General features: G+C 65.6%; 18 protein-coding genes and 1 tRNA gene. 10 read left to right on the top strand and 9 right to left on the bottom strand.

Features of this window, described 5'->3' with window-relative positions; all coding sequences use genetic code 11:
• The 8 genes from tolR to ABRP17_RS04025 all read left to right on the top strand — a co-directional run bounded on the left by tolR (position 1) and on the right by ABRP17_RS04025 (position 6,119).
• A complete protein-coding gene (tolR, locus tag ABRP17_RS04060) occupies positions 1–426 on the top strand; it encodes a protein TolR (RefSeq protein WP_188324731.1) in 426 nt (141 codons plus the stop codon).
• Positions 416–1,480, top strand: a complete 1,065-nt coding sequence (gene tolA / locus ABRP17_RS04055) for a cell envelope integrity protein TolA (RefSeq protein ID WP_349986446.1) — start codon at positions 416–418, stop codon at positions 1,478–1,480. Before tolR ends, tolA begins: the two co-directional genes overlap by 11 nt.
• Before the next feature lie 212 nt (positions 1,481–1,692).
• On the top strand, positions 1,693–3,012 hold the full coding sequence (gene tolB / locus ABRP17_RS04050) for a Tol-Pal system beta propeller repeat protein TolB (protein ID WP_188324729.1): 1,320 nt from the start codon (positions 1,693–1,695) through the stop codon (positions 3,010–3,012).
• 64 nt (positions 3,013–3,076) lie between these two features.
• The gene (pal, locus tag ABRP17_RS04045) at positions 3,077–3,592 is read left to right on the top strand and encodes a peptidoglycan-associated lipoprotein Pal (protein WP_188324728.1); all 516 of its coding nucleotides are present in this window, start codon (positions 3,077–3,079) and stop codon (positions 3,590–3,592) included.
• A gap of 3 nt (positions 3,593–3,595) precedes the next feature.
• On the top strand, positions 3,596–4,414 hold the full coding sequence (gene ybgF / locus ABRP17_RS04040) for a tol-pal system protein YbgF (RefSeq protein ID WP_188324727.1): 819 nt from the start codon (positions 3,596–3,598) through the stop codon (positions 4,412–4,414).
• A gap of 76 nt (positions 4,415–4,490) precedes the next feature.
• Entirely contained in the window at positions 4,491–5,189 is a 699-nt protein-coding gene (queE, locus tag ABRP17_RS04035) for a 7-carboxy-7-deazaguanine synthase QueE (protein WP_188324726.1), read from the top strand.
• 74 nt (positions 5,190–5,263) lie between these two features.
• Positions 5,264–5,929, top strand: a complete 666-nt coding sequence (queC, locus tag ABRP17_RS04030) for a 7-cyano-7-deazaguanine synthase QueC (protein ID WP_349986444.1) — start codon at positions 5,264–5,266, stop codon at positions 5,927–5,929.
• 114 nt (positions 5,930–6,043) lie between these two features.
• A tRNA-Lys gene (locus tag ABRP17_RS04025) sits at positions 6,044–6,119 on the top strand.
• Positions 6,120–6,165: 46 nt separating this feature from the next.
• Here ABRP17_RS04025 and ABRP17_RS04020 read toward each other — a convergent pair.
• The gene (locus ABRP17_RS04020) at positions 6,166–6,402 is read right to left on the bottom strand and encodes a hypothetical protein (protein WP_349986443.1); all 237 of its coding nucleotides are present in this window, start codon (positions 6,400–6,402) and stop codon (positions 6,166–6,168) included.
• Between the two features lie 290 nt (positions 6,403–6,692).
• Between ABRP17_RS04020 and ABRP17_RS04015 the strand changes: the two genes are divergently transcribed.
• Entirely contained in the window at positions 6,693–6,992 is a 300-nt protein-coding gene (locus ABRP17_RS04015) for a hypothetical protein (RefSeq protein ID WP_223202892.1), read from the top strand.
• A gap of 45 nt (positions 6,993–7,037) precedes the next feature.
• Here ABRP17_RS04015 and yghX read toward each other — a convergent pair whose 3' ends face one another.
• Both yghX and ABRP17_RS04005 read right to left on the bottom strand, forming a co-directional pair.
• Complete coding sequence (yghX, locus tag ABRP17_RS04010; RefSeq protein WP_188324723.1) at positions 7,038–7,925, bottom strand: YghX family hydrolase; 888 nt, start codon at positions 7,923–7,925, stop codon at positions 7,038–7,040.
• Positions 7,926–7,992: 67 nt separating this feature from the next.
• Positions 7,993–8,412 (bottom strand): response regulator, encoded by a 420-nt coding sequence (locus ABRP17_RS04005; protein ID WP_188324722.1) that lies wholly within the window; start codon positions 8,410–8,412, stop codon positions 7,993–7,995.
• Between the two features lie 369 nt (positions 8,413–8,781).
• Here ABRP17_RS04005 and ABRP17_RS04000 point away from each other — a divergent pair, with 369 nt between their 5' ends.
• On the top strand, positions 8,782–9,108 hold the full coding sequence (locus tag ABRP17_RS04000; RefSeq protein ID WP_349986441.1) for a zf-TFIIB domain-containing protein: 327 nt from the start codon (positions 8,782–8,784) through the stop codon (positions 9,106–9,108).
• A gap of 22 nt (positions 9,109–9,130) precedes the next feature.
• Here ABRP17_RS04000 and ABRP17_RS03995 read toward each other — a convergent pair whose 3' ends face one another.
• The 6 genes from ABRP17_RS03995 to ABRP17_RS03970 form a co-directional block, all read right to left on the bottom strand.
• Complete coding sequence (locus tag ABRP17_RS03995; protein WP_349986439.1) at positions 9,131–9,646, bottom strand: GNAT family N-acetyltransferase; 516 nt, start codon at positions 9,644–9,646, stop codon at positions 9,131–9,133.
• 72 nt (positions 9,647–9,718) lie between these two features.
• Positions 9,719–10,597, bottom strand: coding sequence for a copper resistance protein B (locus ABRP17_RS03990; RefSeq protein WP_372486958.1), 879 nt, complete (start codon positions 10,595–10,597; stop codon positions 9,719–9,721).
• Between the two features lie 62 nt (positions 10,598–10,659).
• A complete protein-coding gene (locus tag ABRP17_RS03985) occupies positions 10,660–12,438 on the bottom strand; it encodes a copper resistance system multicopper oxidase (RefSeq protein WP_349986436.1) in 1,779 nt (592 codons plus the stop codon).
• Between the two features lie 89 nt (positions 12,439–12,527).
• Positions 12,528–12,899: a CopL family metal-binding regulatory protein gene (locus tag ABRP17_RS03980; protein WP_349986435.1), complete on the bottom strand. Its 372-nt coding sequence runs from the start codon at positions 12,897–12,899 to the stop codon at positions 12,528–12,530.
• A 114-nt stretch (positions 12,900–13,013) separates the two neighbouring features.
• Complete coding sequence (recQ, locus tag ABRP17_RS03975) at positions 13,014–14,822, bottom strand: DNA helicase RecQ (protein WP_349986433.1); 1,809 nt, start codon at positions 14,820–14,822, stop codon at positions 13,014–13,016.
• Between the two features lie 594 nt (positions 14,823–15,416).
• The gene (locus tag ABRP17_RS03970) at positions 15,417–15,980 is read right to left on the bottom strand and encodes a Dps family protein (protein ID WP_349986432.1); all 564 of its coding nucleotides are present in this window, start codon (positions 15,978–15,980) and stop codon (positions 15,417–15,419) included.
• Positions 15,981–15,990 lie beyond the last annotated feature (10 nt).

Genomic DNA, 15,990 nt, shown 5'->3' with positions numbered 1-15,990 from the left:
ATGAGTGCTATCGGTCGCCGCAAGCGTCGCAAGCTCAAATCTGAAATCAACGTCGTGCCGTACATCGACGTCATGCTGGTGTTGTTGATCATCTTCATGGTCACCGCGCCGCTGCTGACGCTGAGCTACGACGTCGACCTGCCGCGTTCCAATGCCAAGGCACTGGACAGCAAGCAGAACCCGATCATCGTGGCCGTCCGCCAGGATGGCCAGCTCAGCCTGAAGCTGCCTGATGACAAGGAGCCCAAGGCCATGGGCGCCGAGGAGCTGCAGGCGCGGTTGGGTGGCATCGTGGCGCAGGACAAGGACGTGCGCGTCATCCTGGCAGCGGACCGTGCCGTCGCCTACCAGAAGGTGATGGATGCCATGGACGCGCTGAAGCGCGCGAAAGTAGAAAAGCTCAGCCTGGCCAGCGATGCACAGTGACGCCCTGCCACCGCCGCGCAAGGAAGAGAATGACTGGGGTTGGCCGGTTGGCTTGGCCCTGCTCATCCATCTGCTGCTCGCACTGATCTTCATCGTGGCCTGGCTGTGGTCGCCCGAGCGCTCCACCGATGCGGCCGCCGGCGATCCCGGCGTGCAGGCCGAGATGGCATCGGCCGCTGAAATGTCCGAGGCGCGTCAGGCGCTGCGCCAGTCCGAACGGCTGGAGACGCTGCCGGAGCCGATTCCCGAACCCATCGCCGAGCCCGAGCCGGTGCCGGAAGACACCGTACCGCCGCCGCAGCCGTTGCCCGAACCGCGCCCGATGGACGCGCCGACGCAGCAGCAGGCCCAAGCGCAGGAGCGCGTCGCGCAGCCGGACAAGGTCGACCAGGATGCGGTCAGCGCGTTGGCCATTTCGCAGGAAAAGGCCAAGCAGGAGCAGGAGGCCAAGCGTCGTCAGGAGCAGATCGATCTGACCGAGCGCAAGCGCCAGGAAGAGGCCGAGCAGCGCGCCCGACTGGCCAAGCAGCAGGAAGCTGACCGGCAGAAGAAGATTGCCGAGGATGAGCGCAAAGCAAACGAGACCAAGGCAGAGGCGGAGAAGCAGAAGAAGATCGCCGACCTGCGTTCGCGCCGCGAGCAGGCCGAGAAGGAAGCGAGGCTGGCTGAGCAGCGGCTGCGCCAGGTCGCTGCCGCGAGGAATGCAGCGGCGGCCAGCTCGAGCGCCAGCGCCAATTCCACTGCGCAGCCGGCAGGTGGCGCGGGCGGAACCAGTGACGATCTGACCGCCAAGTATGCCGCGGCGATCCAGGCCAAGGTGCAGGATGCCTGGATCCGTCCGGAGAACATCGCCAGCGGCCAGCGTTGCCAGATCGTCATCACCCAGCTGCGTGGCGGCCGGGTGCTGTCGGCCAAGGTCGGCGCGAACTGTCCGTACGATGAGGCCGGCAAGCGCTCGATCGAGGCGGCGGTACTCAACGCGCAGCCGCTGCCCTATGCCGGCTTCGAGCAGGTGTTCAACCGCGAGCTGATCCTCAACTTCCGCCCGGATTGAGTGCCCCGGTAGTGACGGCCGCTGGCCGTCACACGTCGGCCTCGGGCCAGTAGGCTGCTTGCCGGAAGGCGAGCGGCCCACCAGGTTGACGGCCAGCGGCCATCACTACCTTTGAGCAGCGACCTTGCTTTCACATGGGTCTGGTTCATGATTGCGAAACCATTCACCTCCATCCTGCTATCCCTCGCTGTGGTTCTTCGACTGAGCATTCCATGAAAAAGATGCCCCGCTGGTTCGTCGCGTTCGCGGCTTTGTTGCTTCCCTTCGCCGCGCTTGCGCAGCAGAAGGGCCTTGAGATCGATATCGTGGGCGGTAGTGCGTCTGCCACGCCGGTCACCGTCGTACCGATGCCCTACGAGGGGTCGGCCGCTGCGCCGCAGACGGATGTAGCGTCCGTCATCCGTGCCGACCTGGACCGGTCCGGCCAGTTCCGCACCCTGCCTGAAGCCCAGATCGTCGAGAAGCCCACCCGCGGCGCAGACATCCAGTTCCCGACGTGGCGCGCGCTGAAGCAGAACTACATCGTGGTTGGCCGCGTGCAGGATGCCGGTGCCGGCGCCTACCGCGTCGAATACGAGTTGTATGACGTGCCCAAGGGTGAGCGTCTGCTCGGCTTGGCAATGACCGCCCGCGGCAACGCGATGCGCGATGTAGCTCACCAGATGGCCGATGCCATCTACGAGAAGATCACCGGTGTACGCGGTGCCTTCTGGACCCGCATCGCCTATGTCACCGCCAGCGGTCGCGGCGATGCCATGCGCTATGCGCTGATGGTGGCCGACTCGGACGGCTACAACCCGCAGACGATCGTGCGGTCGGCCGAGCCGCTGCTCTCGCCGTCGTGGAGCCCGGACGGCGGCAAGCTGGCCTACGTGAGCTTCGAGCGTGGCAACTCGGCGATCTACATCCAGAACATCGCCACCGGCGCGCGTGAGCTGGTCACCAGCTTCCGCGGCATCAACAGCGCCCCCGCGTTCTCGCCGGATGGCCGCAAGCTGGCCCTGACGCTTTCGCGCTCGGGCAACCCGGAGGTCTACGCCATGGACCTGGGCAGCAAGCAGTTGACCCAGCTGACCAACCACCTGGCCATCGATACCGAGCCGACCTGGTCGCCGGATGGCAGCGCGGTGTACTTCACCTCCGATCGCGGTGGTCGTCCGCAGGTCTATAAGGTCTCCGCCAGTGGTGGCAGCGCAGAGCGCGTGACCTTCCAGGGCAACTACAACGCCAAGCCGTCGGTCTCCTACGATGGCAAGAAGATCGCCGTGGCGCAGGGCTCGGGGAACAGCTACAAGGTCGCGATGATGGACAGCTCGCTGGGCTCGCCGCGCTGGAGCACGCTCTCCACCGGCTCGCTCGATGAGTCGCCCAGCTTCGCGCCGAATGCCAGCATGGTGCTGTATGCCGCACGCGAGGGTGGTCGCGGTGTGCTGTATGCGGTGTCAGCCGATGCGCGCGTCCGCCAGCGCCTGGTGCTCGCCGATGGTGATGTTCGTGAGCCGGCATGGTCGCCTTACCGTACCAAGCGCTAAAAGAGTGTTAATATTTTCCTAGATTTACCCCATTCACCGGCTTAGGAGCCTCAAAGGTATCGCCATGAACAAGACCACCAACGTTCTGCTTGTTTCCCTGTTGTCCGTGGCCGTCCTGGCCGGTTGCTCGAAGAAAGTGAAGGAAGTCCCGGCCGAAACGACCGCACCGGCGACCACCACGCAGCCGTCGGGCCCGTCGACCTCCGGCCTGTACGGCCCGGGCGACCTGGACACCGACGCTTGCCTGCGCCAGCGCGTTGTCTACTTCGACCTGGACCAGGATTCGGTCAAGCCGGAGTTCCAGGCCATCATGGCGTGCCATGCGAAGTACCTGCGTGACCGTCCGTCCTCGCGCATCACCCTGCAGGGCCACACCGATGAGCGCGGTTCGCGCGCTTACAACCAGGCACTGGGCGAGCGTCGTGGTAACGGCGTGAACTCGGCTCTGGCTGCCAACGGCGGTTCGGCTTCGCAGCTGACCGTGGTGTCCTACGGTGAAGAGCGTCCGGTCTGCACCGATTCGGCCGAGTCCTGCTATTCGCAGAACCGTCGCGTCGAAATCGTCTACACCGCGCAGTAATCCATGCGCATCGGCATCAATCTGATGCTGGTCGTGGCGGCAGCCTTCATGGCTGCCGCTCCGGCGTACGCGCAGCGGCAGAGCCTCGCCGACCGCGTTGGCACCATCGAGCAGCAGCTGTACAACAACAGTGCCAACCAGGACCTGTTGAACCAGATCACCGAGCTCCGCCAGCAGGTCCGGCAGATGCAGGGCACGATCGAACAGCTGCAGCACGACAGCGCACAGCTCAAGCAGGGTAACCAGGACGCTTTCCTGGATCTGGACGAACGCCTGAACCGCCTCGAAGGTGGTGCAGCGCCGGTCGTCCCCACGGCACCCGGCAGCAATGCACCGCTTCCCCCGGTTCCGGCTGTACAGCCACCCGCAGCGGCCACTTCCGAGCGGCCGCCTTCGGTACACGGTGATGCCGGCAGCCTGGCCGTCAGCGGTGATGAGCGCACGACGTACAACGTGGCCTTCGACGCACTGAAGGCGGGCAAGTATGACGACTCCGCGCAGCTGTTCCTCAGCTTCCTGGAGCTGTATCCCAACGGGGTATATGCCCCCAACGCGCTGTACTGGTTGGGCGAAAGCTACTACGCCACCCGTAACTACCCGATGGCCGAGAGCCGGTTCCGTGAACTGATCTCGCGTTATCCCACGCACGACAAGGCATCCGGTGGCTTGCTGAAAGTAGGTCTTTCCCAGTTTGGCGCAGGCCAGGTGGAACAGGCCGAGCAGACCCTGGAAGGCGTCGTATCGCAGTACCCGGGCTCGGACGCCGCGCGCACCGCGCAGGATCGCCTGCAATCCATCCGGCTGGGCCAGCAGATCCGCTGATCGTGCCGCAGGATGCTTCACCAGTAGAGCCGGGCCATGCCCGGCTGCTCTCGTTTAAGAACACCAAGAAATCCGAATGCTCATTACGCCCGCCAACGCCGTCGCCACCCCCAGTGACATCGTTCAGTCGCCTCTGTCGCGACTGAAGATCACCGAGATATTCACTTCGTTGCAGGGCGAAGCGGATACCGCTGGCTGGCCGACCGTGTTCGTGCGGCTGACCGGCTGCCCGCTGCGCTGCCAGTACTGCGATACCGCGTACGCCTTCCACGGTGGAACCTGGTGGGATATCGACGACATCGTCGCCGAGGTGCTCGCGCAGGGCGTGCGGCATGTCTGCGTGACCGGCGGCGAGCCGCTGGCGCAGAAGCGCTGCCTGATCCTGCTGCAGAAGCTGTGCGACGCCGGCATGGACGTGTCACTGGAAACATCGGGCGCGCTGGATGTGTCCGAGGTGGATCCGCGGGTGTCGCGCGTGGTCGACCTGAAGACGCCCGGTTCGGCCGAGATGGCCCGCAACAAGCTGGAAAATCTGCCGCTGCTGACGGCTCGTGACCAGGTGAAGTTTGTCATCTGCAGCCGCGAGGACTACGACTGGGCGAAGGCCATGGTCGTGGAGCATCAGCTTGCCGAACGCACCATGGTGCTGTTCTCGCCCAGCAAAGGGGAGATCACCGCACGTGACCTGGCCGACTGGATCGTGGCTGACCGCCTGCCGGTGCGCTTCCAGATGCAGCTGCACAAAATTCTGTGGAATGACGAGCCGGGCAGGTAACCGGCCACGTCGCCCTGCAACACCCCGGCGCGGGACAGCGTGCTGGCTCTTTCCCCCAACCGGATGATTCACCCATGAAGAAGGCAGTAGTGCTTCTCTCCGGCGGCATGGACTCAGCCGCCGTCATCGCGCTCGCCCAGGAGCAGGGCTTTGCCGTGCACGCCCTCAGCGTGCGCTATGGCCAACGCCATACCTCCGAGCTGGATGCCGCCGTGCGCGTCGCTGCAGCCCAGGGCGTCATCGTGCACAAGACCGTGGATGTCGACCTGCGCAGCATCGGCGGTTCGGCGTTGACCGCTGACATCGATGTGCCCGAAGCGGGCGGCGAGGGCATCCCGGTCACCTACGTGCCGGCACGCAACACCATCATGCTGTCGCTCGCGCTGGGCTGGGCGGAAGTGCTCGGCGCCAATGACATTTTCTGCGGCGTCAACGCGGTCGATTACTCGGGCTACCCCGACTGCCGCCCTGAGTTCATCGCCGCATTCCAGGCGCTGGCCAACCTGGCCACCAAGGCCGGCGTGGAAGGCGCAGGCATCACCGTGCATGCGCCACTGCAGTTCATGAGCAAGGCGCAGATCGTCAGCGAAGGCGTGCGTCTGGGCGTGGACTTCGGGCTGACGGTGTCGTGCTACAACGCAGATGCCAGCGGCGCGGCGTGCGGTCACTGCGACGCCTGCGGGCTGCGCGCGCAGGGCTTCACCGATGCCGGTGTGGTCGACCCGACGCACTACGCCTGACGTTGCAGCAGAGGGCGAGTGGCGAGGGTCGGGCTTTACGCGTTTACCCCCTTCACCCGGCCGCCTAAATCAGGGTAGAATGCACGCCCTCCGCTGCGAAGCGGGGGCAGCAATGGGCCGTTAGCTCAGTTGGTAGAGCAGAAGACTTTTAATCTTTTGGTCGATGGTTCGAATCCATCACGGCCCACCATTGCAGGCTTCACCATCAAAGCGCCCAAGGGGCGCTTTTTTGTTGCCTACAGGTGATCGAAATCGAAGGGCGCCTGCTCAGGCATCCCCGACGACTCGGGGCCGCCGCGCGGTGCCAGATAGTTGATGACCGACCACAGCGCGTAGACCAGCGTCGCTGCGCCCAGCACCCGCCCTGCCATCCGTCGCGTTCGCTGCATGACGTCCACAGGTGCGTCCCGGCGGTTCGGCGGCAGTTCGCGGTTCTGCACCATCAGAACCACCACCGGGTCGTGCAGTTCCATCACCGGCTTTCCGCCTGGAAGCTGCAGCACGATGGAAGGCCGTCGCATCGCGGGTCCGCTATCGGGGTGATGCGCGCCGGGTGTGGCCTCCACGTTGCTTCTCTCGCTGGAAGAGAACACACGTTGGCAGGAGTCGGGTTGGACGCGCTACCGGAAACCGCGCACCACACTGAGGATTCGCAGTACTCGCCACTGCAACAAAGAGGGCTTCATGGCAGGTGCGGCGTCTCATTCACAGCTGACATTGCAGGCGAGTATGGTCAAGACTGGTTCGGGAGGACAGCACACAGATGGCGAAGCATGAACGACAGGACATGGCTGAAATACGGTGGTTGAGTTTCAGGTTGCGCAATGGGCAGTCAATCGCACCCGCGAAGCTGCGCGCAGGTTGGGCGGCCGCTGCCGCTGTACCGGGGATCTCGGTCCGCCGTGAAGATATCGAAAGTGGCACCATCGTCTACGCGCTCTACGGGCCGAGCAGCCTCAATGCGCCACAGGTGGCCGAGATGCGCATGCGCCAGTTCCTCATGGACGAAGGCTACACCTTCACCATGGGCACGCTCGGCGCTCGCCCGGGCATCCGCCTGTAGACCCTCACCGCGTGATGCCGGGCCAGGCCCGGCGCACCGCGCTGCTTACGCGAGATAGCGACGGAACCAGGCGAGCGTCCTGTCCCACGCCAGCGTGGCCGCGGCCTCGTCATAGCGCGGCGTGGAATCATTGTGGAAGCCATGGTTCGTGCCGGGATACACGTAGGCCTCGTACGTTTTGCCCGCCCCCTTCAGTGCCGCCTCGTAGGCTGGCCACGTCGCGTTGACGTTGTCGTCTTTTTCGGCGAAGTGCAGCAGCAGGGGGGCGTTGATCTTCGTGACATCCTCCGGCCTGGCCTGGCGACCGTAGAACGGCACTGCCGCGTCCAGTTCGGGATACGCCACGGCGGCCGCGTTGGACACCCCGCCGCCGTAGCAGAAGCCGGTGATGCCGACCTTGCCGGTGCCCAGCGCTGAACTGCGCAGGTATTCAATGGCGGCGAAGAAGTCGTTCATCAGCTTCTGCGGATCCACCTGGGCCTGCAGTTCGCGGCCGCGCACGTCGTTGCCGGGGTAGCCGCCCACCGAACTCAGTCCATCCGGTGCCAGGGCAATGAAGCCGGCCTTCGCCACGCGGCGGGCGACGTCTTCGATATAAGGATTGAGGCCACGGTTCTCGTGCACGACCACGATGCTGGGCAGCTTGCCGGCTGCTTTGGCGGGCTTCACCAGATAGCCACGCACCTGGCCATGGCCGTTCGGTGAGGGGTACTGGATGTACTCGGCCACGATGTCCGGATCAGTGAACTGCACCTGCTGGGCAAGCGCGTAATCCGGGCTGAGGGATGCCAGCAGGGTGGTGGCCGTGACGCCGACCACGGCGAATGCGGCCGCACGATCCAGGAAATCACGTCGGCTCAGGCGACCGTGCACGTAGCCGTCGTAGAGCTCCAACAGATCGGGGTGGAAATCCTTGGCAGTCAGTCGGGACATGCGCGGCGCATCCGTTGGCAGGCAGGGAATGCTGAATCTACCACCGCCGGGGCATGGTCTGACGGCTTCAGGCGGCCTGCGGGGTGTCGTGGGCCATGCCCTCATGGGTGTGGCGGAAGCACACCCGGATGGCGTCCAGCAGCTCGCTCATGTTGTACGGCTTGGGCAGGAAGTGGATGCCTTGGTGCAGCAACGGCAGCACCTCGTGCTGGCACATGCCGGAGGTGACCAGAATGGGCAGGCGCGGGAACGCGTCACGCACCCGGTTAGCGGTTTCAATACCGCTGATGCCGCCCAGGCAGACGTCGGTGAACAACAGGTCGAAGCGTTCGCCGGCATTGAGCAGGCCCAGCGCGGCTTCTGCCGAACTGACACCGACCACTTCGCAGGCCTGGCTTTCAAGGGTAAGGCGGCTGAGTTCGAGGGTTTCCTCGGAATCTTCGATCAACAGCACGCGCGGCTGGACATTCTGCTTGGACAACAACATGACGCATGACTCCGTACAGCGGGTGGAACAGCTCCGTCCAGGGCTCACGGTCCCCGGCGGCGGGCAGATTATGCGGTCCGCCCCGGTGAGTTCTGCGTGCAGGAATCGCAACGCGGGTGTTACAGCGGAGCGGGGGATCGCGTAGCGCAGGGCATGTAGCGCCAGCGCAGCACGGCGGCCAACGCGGCAGGGCAGGCAGGACGGGGCCAGCGTTGCACTGCAGCATCCATTCGAGGGGAGGGCGCACCATTGTGTTGCCGCCGCAGCAGGACCTGCGCCGGAGGTCGATGTCGATGGTCATGCCTGTTGCCATCCAGTCATCACGCGCCGGGTAGAGTGCGTGTTCCCTTCCCGGCAGGAGCGCCAGCAATGCTGTGCCCCGTATGCAAGACCCAGGCGCTTACCATGTCCGAGCGCCAGGGCATCGAGATCGATTACTGCCCCCAGTGCCGCGGTGTGTGGCTGGACCGGGGTGAGCTGGACAAGATCATTGAACGGTCTGCAACAGGCTCGGCTGTGCCACCGCCCGCACCTGTCCAGGCGGCAGCGGCCGCTTACAGCCAGCCGCCGCCGCCGGTAGCCGTGCAGCACCGCGATACGCGTCATCTTGGCCAGAACCCTTACAACCCGCAGGGCCAGCACGGCTACAAGAAGAAAAAGAAGGAAGGGTTCCTGTCCGAACTGTTCGACTTCTGATCGAGCAGCAGGCACGCCGCCCCTAAGCGGGGCGGCGCAGGATGAATTCCAGGTCGCGCGACGCGCCCACGATGAAATCGTATTCGTCGACTTTGCTGCAGCCATGGCGTGCGTAGAAGCGCTGCGCACCGTGATTTTCCGACCACACGCCCACCCACAGCGTGCGCCGTCGCGGCTGATCCAGCCACGCGAGGAACGCGTTCATCAGGCGCGCGCCGTGGCCGCCGTTCTGGTGGCTGGCCTGAACGTACAGGCGTTTCAGTTCGATGTCGCCCGGCCGTGCCAGCGTGTGCGGCAGGCTGTTGGGGCCAGCCGCCAGATAACCCACTGCGATGCCATCCTCCTCCAGCAGCCACGCGGCGCTGCTGGGATCGGCCAGTTCAGCGCGTTGCGGCATTGGACTGTAATGCGCTTGCAGGAAGTCCTGCAGGTCCTGCGCAGGATACGAGTCGCCGAAGGTTTCGGTGTAGGTCGCGATGGCGATGGTCGACAGCGCGTCGGCATCATCGACGCCGGCGCGGCGCAGGGTGACGGGCATGGGGGCAGGGCAGCAGTCAGCGGGGCCGCAGTTTACTGCCCCGGTGCGTGGCGCGCACCGGGGCGGCATGGATCAGAACCACATCCTGATGCCGGCAACCCAGCGTGTGTCACGCGCGTGGTCGCCCGTGGCATCGGCATGATCGGCACTGTCGCCGAATCGACGCTCATGGGTGATGCCGATGTAGGGCGCGAAGCGTCGGCTGAACTCGTAACGCAGGCGCAGTCCTGCTTCCGCTGTGTTCACTCCTCGCCCGATGCCTCGCTCTGGCTCATCGCGCGCAGCCAGGGTGGCCTCGAGCATGGGCTGCAGGACGAGGCGGTTGGTCAGAAGCACTTCGTACTCCACTTCGGCCTTCGCCATCACCTGTCCACCCGATCCCAGATACAGCGTTGCCGCCGTTTCGAACTTGTACGGTGCCAGGCCCTGGATACCCAGCGCCGCCCAGCTGCGTGACGGTCCGGTACCGACGTCCTGCTTCATGCCGGCCACCACGTCCCACCACGGTGAAATGCTGCGGCCGTACAGCAGTTCTACATCCGCCGTGCCGGTGCGCCCGCCGCTGCGCTCGCCTTCGCTGCGAAGCCACAGGCGGTTGATGTCACCACCGATCCAGCCACTGGCCTCCCACGCTTGGCTGCTGCCGTGGCGACCTTCCCCGTGCTCCAGGCGATCCACGCGCAGCAGGCTGTGGACGGAAGGTGCATGCTGCATGGCATCGTGGCGAATGGGCGGAAACGCCGCTACCCGATCCGCATCGGTCACGGCGGGGATGGGAACGCGCGGTTGCGCGGGCGCGGCCTGACTGTGCGCGGCCCCTGTCGAGTCATCCCCCTGCTCATGCGCTGTGTCCGAATGGTCCATCGAGGAATGATCCATCGTGGAGTGGTCCATCGCAGCGGCGGGTGGCGCGGCAGGGTGGTCATGCGAGTGCGAGTGCGGTTGCGCCATCGCGGCAAACGGGGCCAAGGCGATGAGCGTCAGCGCGCTGCGCTGGAGGGCCGTATGCAGGCTCATTCTTCGATCCTCACTTCGCGCATCATGCCGGCTTCCATGTGGTACAGCAGATGGCAATGGAAGGCCCAGCGGCCCAGTGCATCGGCCCGCACGCGGTAGCTGCGGCGGGTGCCCGGTGGCATGTCGACGGTGTGCTTGCGCAGGTGGAAGTTACCCTGCGCGTCCTCAACGTCACTCCACACGCCGTGCAGGTGGATGGGATGCTGCATCATGGTGTCGTTGACCAGCACGATGCGCATGCGCTCTCCATAGTTGAGCCGCAGGGGCTCGGCACCGGCGAAGGGGATGCCATCGAACGACCAGGCAAACTTCTCCATGTTGCCGGTGAGATGCAGCTCGACCTCGCGGCCCGGCTCGCGACCATCGGGGTCATCGAACAGGCTGCGCATCGCGCCGTAGGTCAGTACCTCGCGGCCATTGTCGCGCAGTCCGATCCCCGGATCGTCGAGCTTCGGGTCGGTCGCACTGCTTTGCATGTCCACCAGTGGATTGCCGCGTTCGCTGGCCGGGTGTGTCACGGCGGCCGCCGTCGTGCCGTGCGACGCGTGCGCGCCGTGGTCCATGCCGGCCATGTCGTGGTCCATCCCGGCTGCCGCTCCATGACCCATGCCGTGGCCCATGTCGGCCATGGTCAACAGCGGGCGCTGATCGCGTTCCGGCACCGGCGCCTGCAGGCCATGGCGCACGGCCAGCGTACCGGCGGCGAAGCCGGTGCGGCCCATGTCCTGGCAGAAGATCGTGTAGGCATCCTGGCCGCTGGGCTCTACCAGAACGTCGAACGTCTCTGCAGGCGCTATGCGGAATTCGTCGATGCTGACGGGATGGATGTACTGGCCGTCGGCTGCGACGACCGTCATTTTCAGACCGGGGATGCGCACGTCGAAGTACGTCATGGCTGCGCCGTTGATGAAGCGCAGCAGTACTTTCTCGCCACTGCGGAACAGCCCGGTCCAGTTGCCGGCCGGCGCTGTGCCATTCATCAGATAGGTATACGTGTGCGCGTTGACATCGGAGATGTCGGTGGGCGTCATGCGCATGCGCCCCCACATGCCACGGTCGGACAACGCCGCGCTCCAGCCGTCGCGGCGGACATCGCGCACGAAGTCGGGCAGCGTCCGCTTGTAGTAGTTGTCATGCTCGGCCAGCTTCTTCATGCGCCGGAACAGTGCACCGGGATCCAGGTCGGTCCAGTCGGAGAGCAGGACGACATGCTCGCGATCGAACGCGTAGGGCGGCGGCGCAGCGGGATCGATGATCAGCGCACCGTACAACCCGGCCTGCTCCTGAAACATCGAATGGCTGTGATACCAGTAGGTGCCCGACTGGTTCAGGGTGAAGCGGTAGTGGTAGGCCTCGCCGGGCGCGATGCCGTTGAAGCTCAGGCCCGGCACGCCGTCCATGTTGGCGGGCAGCAGGATGCCGTGCCAGTGGATCGAGGTGGGATGGTGGGCCAGCGTGTTGCGCACGTGGATGTCGACGGTCTGGCCTTCGCGCCAACGCAGGACCGGGGCCGGCAGGCTGCCGTTGACCGTGATCGCCGGACGGGTCCGGCCGGTAAAGTTCGCGGCTGATTCGCCGATGGCCAAGTCGATGCGGGAGTGGCTGAGCACCCGTGGCGCACCCGCCAGACCCGGCCCCGCCGCCGCGAAGGCGCGCGGCGTGATACCCGCCGCGGCGATACCGGCGACCACGCCACCGGCCGCCAGCCCCTGCACGAACAAGCGGCGCGACGGCATCGCGGGCAGGCGCCCGCTGTAAGAAGAAGAAACACTCATGTTGGGAACTCCAGACGCAGGAGGTCACCGGCCGTGCCGCAAGGACAGCGGGCCAGCGTCGAATCACGCTCGGGGCGTGCGCGTTGGACTCAACCGATGGGAGGACGTTGGATGCGCTGCAGCGAGGGCGTTGGAATATCCGTGGCGTGCTGCGGGAACGGGCCTGCATCGGCAGGCGCCACAGGCAACAGCAGCGCACCGGTAGCCGCCAGCGCAGGCTGCTGTGCGCATGCACGCAGGCAGTCCTTCAGCTTGCAGTGACTGTCGTCGATGGGCGCCTGCAACTGGCTGGCGTGCGGCTCTGCGGCCATGTCGGCGTGCGTGTGGCACGGCGGTGCCGTCTTGGCTGCGGTGTCAGCCGTCGGGGGCATGGCCTGGCTACTGGCCATGGCGACGTTCAGCCCGTTGAACAGCAGGCTGAGCATCAACACTACGCGCAGCAGGGTGGAGGCAACGGACATGGTCGTACTTTAACGGGAACCGGCGGCGGCTGCAGCCGCGGTCTGAACGGTCGGTTCAACGCTGGACCCGCACCAGGGCGGTGATGGCCGCGCGTTGCCAGTGCTGCTGGGGCATCACCCTTCTTCGCGCACCACGTCGATCAGCTTGGGGCCATAGCGTGCGAGCTTGGTACCGCCGATGCCGCCCACGCGGGCCAGCTCGTCCAACGAAGTCGGCCGTTGTTCGGCGATGTTGCGCAGCGTGCTGTCATGGAAGATGACAAACGCCGGCACGTTCTGCTCGCGGGCCAGCTCGGCGCGCAGCGTGCGCAGTGCGTTGAACAGCATCAGGTCCTGCGGCAGCACCGACAGACCGCTGCCGCTGCGCGGGGTGCTGCGTTCGCGGCTGCTGCTGGGCGCGCTGTCACGCCGCATGCTGACCTGCCGCTGGCCTTTGAGTACGTCACGGCTGGCATCGGTGAGGCGCAGGCCGCCGTGGCCGGCGGTATCCACCTCGAGCAGGCTGGTCGCCACCAACTGCCGGAACACGCTGCGCCAGGTGCGGCTGTCCAGGTCCTTGCCGATGCCGTAGGTACTCAGTTTTTCATGCCCGCTCTGGCGGACTTTCTCGTTCTCGCTGCCACGCAGGATGTCGATCAGATGGCCCACGCCGTAGCGTTGGCCGCTGCGATACACACAGCTGAGGGCCTTCTGCGCGGGGACGGTGGCGTCCCAGGCGGCAGGCGGGGTCAGGCAGTTGTCACAGTTGCCGCAGGGCTGCGGATAGGTCTCGCCAAACCTGGCAAGCAGCACCTGGCGGCGGCATTGCATGGATTCGCAGTAGCCCAGCAGGTGGTCCAGCTTGGAGCGTTCAAGCTGCTTGCGCTCCTCGCCTGCTTCGGACTGCTCGATCATCTGCTTCAGCAGCACCACGTCGCCCAGTCCGTAGCAGAGCCAGGCCTCGGCCGGCTCCCCGTCGCGGCCGGCGCGCCCGGTTTCCTGGTAATACCCTTCCATCGACTTGGGTAGGTCGGTGTGGGCGACGAAGCGCACGTCGGGTTTGTCGATCCCCATGCCGAAGGCGATGGTCGCGCACATCACGATGCCGTCTTCGCGCAGGAAGCGGCGCTGGTTGTTGGCGCGCACCTCTGCGGGCAGACCGGCGTGGTAGGGCAGCGAGGTGAAGCCTTGGCTGGACAGGAACTCGGCGGTTTCTTCGACCTTGCGCCGGGACATGCAGTAGACGATGCCGGCCTCGTTGCGGTGGCTGGCCAGGAAAGCGGTCAACTGCTGCCGCGCGTTGTCCTTCTGCACGACGGTGTAACGGATGTTCGGCCGGTCGAAGGAGCTGACGAAGTGGCGTGCCTGGGACAGGTCCAGGCGCTCGGCGATCTCGCGTTGGGTGGGCGGATCGGCGGTGGCGGTCAGGGCCAGCCGCGGAATTTCCGGCCAGCGTTCGTGCAGCACGGTGAGCTGGCGGTATTCGGGGCGGAAGTCGTGTCCCCACTGCGATACGCAGTGGGCTTCATCGATGGCGAACAAGGCGATGCGGCTGCGCGAGAGCAGGTACAGGAAGCGTCCGGTCAGCAGCCGTTCGGGGGCGACATAGAGCATGTCGAGGTCGCCGGCCAGCAGGTCGCGCTCCACGCGGGCGGCGGTTTCGCCATCCAGGGTGGAATTGAGGAATTCAGCGCGCACGCCAAGCTGGCGCAGGGCTTCGACCTGATCCTGCATCAAGGCGATAAGCGGCGAGATGATGATCCCGCAGCCGTCGCGCAGCAGCGCGGGCACCTGGTAGCAGAGTGACTTGCCACCGCCAGTGGGCATCAGGACAAGGGCGTCATGGCCGGCAGCGACGTGCTCGACGATGTCCCGTTGCGGGCCGCGGAAGTCGTCGTAACCAAAGACGCGGCGGAGCAGCTCGTGCGCGGGACTGGAAGGCATCCCGATAGTTTACCCCGTCGGGCGACTGCAGGTTTACCGGCAAAGGCAACGGCAAAGCAAAGGCAACGGCAACGGCAACGGCAACGGCTGCAGGGCCGTGGGTTGGCGGGGCGGGGTAGGTTGGCGGGGGACGGCAAGAGCCGCATCCATGCGGGCCTCGTTTCGTGCCATCCATGGCGGGGTCCACGTCATCGCATTCGCGCTGCCGCTCCCACGCTTTGCTTCGCAAACCGTGGGCCCCGTCTCACCAGCACCCACACCCCGCCGCTTCGCGGCCGCCCCTGACTCAGGGGCTCCCTCCACCCGACGGGATACTGTCATCGGTAGCGCCGACCCATGGTCGGCGAGCGCAGCGGGCCGTTGGCGGGAACATTCCGCCGAGCACGGCTCGGCGCTACCACGGCAATCCTCTCCATCCTGCCGGGTGCAAGCCCCCTTTGTTAAGGGGGCGCGCCGAAGGCGGGGGGATAGGAGGAATGCGCGGGCAGGAGCCGGGCGGCGCAGCCGTTCGGCCCCTGCTAAGGGGGCGCGCCGAAGGCGGGGGGATAGGAGGAATGCGCGGGCAGTAAAACAAAGGGGCCTCGCCCCGTCGTTTTACTGCAGCAGCGAACGCAGCATCCAGGCGTACTTCTCGTGGGTCTGCAGGCGCTGGGTCATCAGGTCTTCGGTGGGGGCGTCGTCGGCGTCGTCCGCGACGTCCAGTACCTGGCGGGCGGTGCGGCAGACCGCTTCGTTGGCGACCACCAACTGGCGTACCATCTCACGCCAGTCGGCGCTGTTGGACAGGCCCGCTTCTTCCGGTATGGAGGTCAGCGCGGCGAACTCGCGGTACGAACCGGGAGCATTGAAGCCCAGGGCGCGGATGCGCTCGGCGACTTCGTCCAGTGCGGCCCACTGTTCGGTGTACTGCGTTTCGAACATGGTGTGCAGCGAGTTGAACATCGACCCGGTCACGTTCCAATGGAAGTTGTGGGTCTTCAGGTACAAGGTGAACGCATCCGCCTGATAGCGCGAGAGGCCATCGGCGATCTTCTTGCGCTCTGCTTCCTTGATCCCGATATCAATGCCAGGTGCCGACGGGGCGGCATCGGCCAGCTTCTGCTTGCCGGTTTTTTCCTTGGCCGCCGGGGCCTTGGTGACACTCTTGGTCTTTGCCATGGGGACGTTT

Origin of the sequence: Stenotrophomonas sp. WHRI 8082 (genome assembly GCF_040223995.2) — a bacterium.
Classification (GTDB): domain Bacteria; phylum Pseudomonadota; class Gammaproteobacteria; order Xanthomonadales; family Xanthomonadaceae; genus Stenotrophomonas.
Note: the sequence above shows the minus strand (reverse complement) of the source record. Positions and strands in the feature narration are given on the sequence as shown.